The organism is Streptomyces sp. MZ04, from assembly GCF_004684775.1.
In the GTDB taxonomy this organism is placed as follows: Bacteria; Actinomycetota; Actinomycetes; order Streptomycetales; family Streptomycetaceae; genus Streptomyces.
On record NZ_SRIC01000468.1, the window covers coordinates 1 to 3,833 of the forward strand.

The 3,833-nt window shown below is 69.1% G+C and carries 4 protein-coding genes; 1 reads left to right on the plus strand and 3 read right to left on the minus strand.

Annotated elements, in window-relative coordinates:
• Positions 1–75: 75 nt before the first annotated feature.
• Positions 76–537, minus strand: coding sequence for a GNAT family N-acetyltransferase (locus E2651_RS41910; protein ID WP_135336512.1), 462 nt, complete (start codon positions 535–537; stop codon positions 76–78).
• Positions 538–738: 201 nt separating this feature from the next.
• Here E2651_RS41910 and E2651_RS41915 point away from each other — a divergent pair, with 201 nt between their 5' ends.
• A complete protein-coding gene (locus E2651_RS41915; RefSeq protein ID WP_135336513.1) occupies positions 739–2,205 on the plus strand; it encodes an RICIN domain-containing protein in 1,467 nt (488 codons plus the stop codon).
• A gap of 21 nt (positions 2,206–2,226) precedes the next feature.
• Here E2651_RS41915 and E2651_RS41920 read toward each other — a convergent pair whose 3' ends face one another.
• Both E2651_RS41920 and E2651_RS41925 read right to left on the minus strand, forming a co-directional pair.
• Positions 2,227–2,877 carry an NAD(P)H-binding protein gene (locus E2651_RS41920; RefSeq protein ID WP_135336514.1) on the minus strand — a complete coding sequence of 217 codons (651 nt, stop codon included), beginning with the start codon at positions 2,875–2,877 and terminating at the stop codon, positions 2,227–2,229.
• 53 nt (positions 2,878–2,930) lie between these two features.
• The coding region (locus E2651_RS41925; protein ID WP_348541708.1) for an EamA family transporter at positions 2,931–3,833 on the minus strand (903 nt) is incomplete at its 5' end.

Genomic DNA, 3,833 nt, shown 5'->3' on the forward strand with positions numbered 1-3,833 from the left:
GCGGCGGGCTGGGCGGGGTGGTTCGCACCGGGGGTGACGCCTCCGTCAGCGGTCCTCAGCGGTCCTCAGTGGTCCTCAGCGGTCCTCGTCGAGCACCAGCATGATGTGCTCGTTCTCGCCGTACCAGACCGGCTCGGTGCGCCGGAAGCCATGCTTCTCCAGCAGCCGCACCGAGCCGGTGTTCCCTAGGAAGGGATCAGCGTGAAGGGGGCGGGTCTTCTCTCGCTCCAGGAAGAGCGCGAGCGCCTGTGTGCCGATGCCCCGCCCCCAGTACTGCCGGCCGAGCCAGTACCCGATGAAGCGCCGGTCCTCGTCCCACCACGCCACCAGGTTGCCCGCCAACTCCCCGTCGACGGTGACGCCCTGGACGAAGACGGTCGGATCCCCGAGGACCCTGGTCGCCCAGTGAGTCATGAAGGCGTCCCGCTCCCGGGGCGGAAACTTCGACTGCCGCACGGCCTCCGGGTCGTGCTGCTGCGCGAAGAAGACCTCCAGATCGGCCGGTCCGACATCTCTCAAGCGCACGTCGTCACTCATGCTGCGGAGTCTGCCACCGGCCACTGACAATCCCGACCCGCGCCCTGAAGAACCAATTTCGCACACGGTGTTGACGCAAACATCCGCCACACCTACGGTCCCTCAACAGACACACACACGATCCAACAAAACTCAATCAGAGCGATCAAGGATCACCCCCCACCGTCGAAGAAGGGACCTTCGATGCATTCCATGCATTCCATGCTTCAACGCGCCCGCAGACCCTTACTGGCCGCCTTCCTGACCGTGCTGTGGCTCGTGGCCGCCGGTCTCCCCGCTCATGCCGCGCCCCTCGCGCAGGCCGCACCCGTCACCATCACCAACGCGACCCAGTTCACGGACACCACCGGCGCCGTCGTCCACGCCCACGGCGGTGGAGCCATCAAAGTGGGCGACTTCTACTACCTGTTCGGCGAGAACCGGCACCCGGACAACACCTTCAAGGCCGTCTCCGTCTACCGCTCGACCGACCTGAAGACCTGGGAGTTCCGGAAGAACGCCCTGACGCAGGACAGCGACCCCGAGCTCGCCGTCGCCAACATCGAGCGTCCCAAGGTCATTTACAACAGCGACACCGGCAAGTTCGTCATGTGGATGCACAAGGAGAACGGCAAGGACTACACCGAGTCCCGCACCGCCGTCGCCGTGTCCGACACGGTCGACGGCGACTACACCTGGAAAGGCAGCTTCCGGCCGCCGAGCGGCACGACGTCCCGGGACATGACGCTGTTCAAGGACGACGACGGTACGGCGTACCAGATCTCGTCCGGCAGCGAGAACGCCGATCTCTTCATCTACAAGCTGACCGCCGACTACACCGGCTTCGACAAGGAAGTCGCCAACCCCTGGCCGGGCAACCACCGGGAATCCCCCGCCCTGTTCAAGCGTGACGGCGTCTACTTCATGCTCACCTCGGGCACCAGCGGGTGGTATCCCAATCAGCAGAAGTACGCGACGGCCGACAGCATCACCGGGCCCTGGACGGAGATGAAGGACGTCGGCGACGCGACCGCGTACGGGTCCCAGACCGCGTACGTCCTTCCAGTGCAGGGCACTTCAGGTGCGTCGAGCACCTCGTACCTCTACATGGGCGACCGCTGGGGCAATTCCATGGGCGGCACGGTCAACGACTCCCAGTACGTCTGGCTGCCCCTGGACTTCCCGACCAGGACCACCATGAACCTGCCGTGGTATCCGCAGATCTCCGTCGACACCGACACCGGGGCCATCGGGGGCGTGGGAGGCGGTCCCCACTACACCCTCGCCGCCCGGCACAGCGGCAAGTGCCTTGACGTCTCCGACAGTTCGTCCGCCGACGGCGCGTACGTCGTGCAGTACTCCTGCGACGGCGACCTCAACCAGCGGTGGCGTCTGGAGGACGCGGGCGACGGGTACGTACGAGTCCTGGCGCAGCACAGCGGCAAGTGCCTGGACGTGGCGGACGAGTCCACCAGCGACGGGGCCTTCGTGAACCAGTACCGCTGCGGCTCCGGTGCGCACCAGCAGTGGCGCTTCGAGGACCGTGGAGAAGACACCTACCGGCTCGTCTCCCGGCACAGCGGCAAGTGCCTCGACGTCAAGGACGACTCCACCGGTGACGGCGCCCGACTCGTCCAGTGGACCTGTGGCACCGGCGCCAACCAGCAGTTCCGGCGGGCTGCGGCGTGAGTTCGGGCCCGTGGCCGGCGGTCAGTACCCGGCGGTGAAGCGAGTGCGGTGGTGCTTGGGGCGTTCGGCCTCGTCCAGGAGCGCCACCGCCAAGTCCTCCATGGAGATCGCGGAGTTGCCCTCGGCGTCGACGATCAGTTCGTCGGCGCCGAGCCGGTAGGTGCCGGTGCGGACGCCGGGCTCCAGTACGGCGGACGGGCTCAAGTACGTCCAGTCGACCTCGGTGTCGGCGGTGCGGACGGCGTCGTACTGATCGTTGGAGGCCAGCGCGATGTGCCGCCAGGCGGCGGGGACGTACGCCGGATCGTCGATCGCGAGGACGCCGCCTCGCGTGCCCGGCACGGTCAGGCTCCCGGCCCCGCCCACGATCATCAGGCGTACGCCGCTGACGCTCGCGAGTCCGGCGAGCAACGCCCGGCTGATGGCGGCGTGTTCGGGTTCGCGGCCGGGGGCCGGTCTGGTGGCGTTCACCACGAGATCCTGTCCGGCGCTCAACTCGGCCACCTGCTCGGGGTCTTGGGCGTCGCCGGTGCGGTGGGAAGCGCCCGGGTGCAGCTCGCCGAAGCGGGCGGGGTCGCGGACGACGGCGGTGACTTCGTGGCCGCGGGTGAGGGCTTCGGTGACTACGCGGCTGCCGACGTTTCCGGCTGCTCCGAAGACGGTGATGCGCATGGGGACTGCTCCTTGGGCGGTGGGTTTGATGGGTGGGTTTGGTGGTGGGGTAGTTACGGGTGACGGCGGGCCACGCGGCGGCGGCCCTGCCCGACCAGCACACTCGCCACGACGAGCACCAGCCCGCCCACCTGCCAGAGGGTGAGCGTCTGCCCGAGCAGAACCAGCCCGGCGAGGGTGGCGACGACGGGGTTGGTGAGTCCGAGGAAGGACACGGACGAGGCGGGGAGCCGTTCGATGCCGCGGAACCAGAGGGCGTAGGCGACGGCGGTGCCGATGATGCCGAGGTAGGCGTATCCGGCGAGGTTGGCGCCGGTGAAGTGGTCGGGGAGGCCTTCGGCGGTCAGCGCGATGGGCGCCAACACCAGGCCTCCGGCGGTGAGTTGCCACCCGGTCACGGCGAGCAGCGAGGCGCCTTCCGGCCGTCCCCACCGCTTGCTCAGTACGACGGCGAGAGCCATCAGCGTCGTGGCCACCAGCATGGCCGCGATCCCCGCGAGGTCGACGGACGCGTTGCCGCGCAGGACGAGGAGGGCGACGCCCACGACTCCGACGAGCCCGGCGCCAAGAGTCCGGCGCGTGGGCCGCACCTTCAGGACCCCCATCCCGAATCCCGCGACGAGCAGCGGCATGACGGCGCTGACGGTCGAGGCGACGCCGCCGGGTAGGTGGTAGGCGCCGAAGAAGAGGAGTGGGAAGAAAGCGCCGAAGTTGAGCAGGCCGAGCACTCCGGCCTTCCACCACCAGTCGCCGGTCGGCAGCCGCCGGGTGAGCGCGAGCAGGATGAGCCCGGCGGGCAGCGCGCGCAGGGCCGCGGCGAGCAGCGGCCGGTCCGGGGGCAGCAGCTCGGTGGTCGTGACGTAGGTGGTGCCCCAGGTGGCGGGCCCGATGGCGGCGAGGCCTGCGGCGGCGAGGGCGGAGGTGCGGGGGCCGCGGGTGGCGCTGCCGGTGGAGGT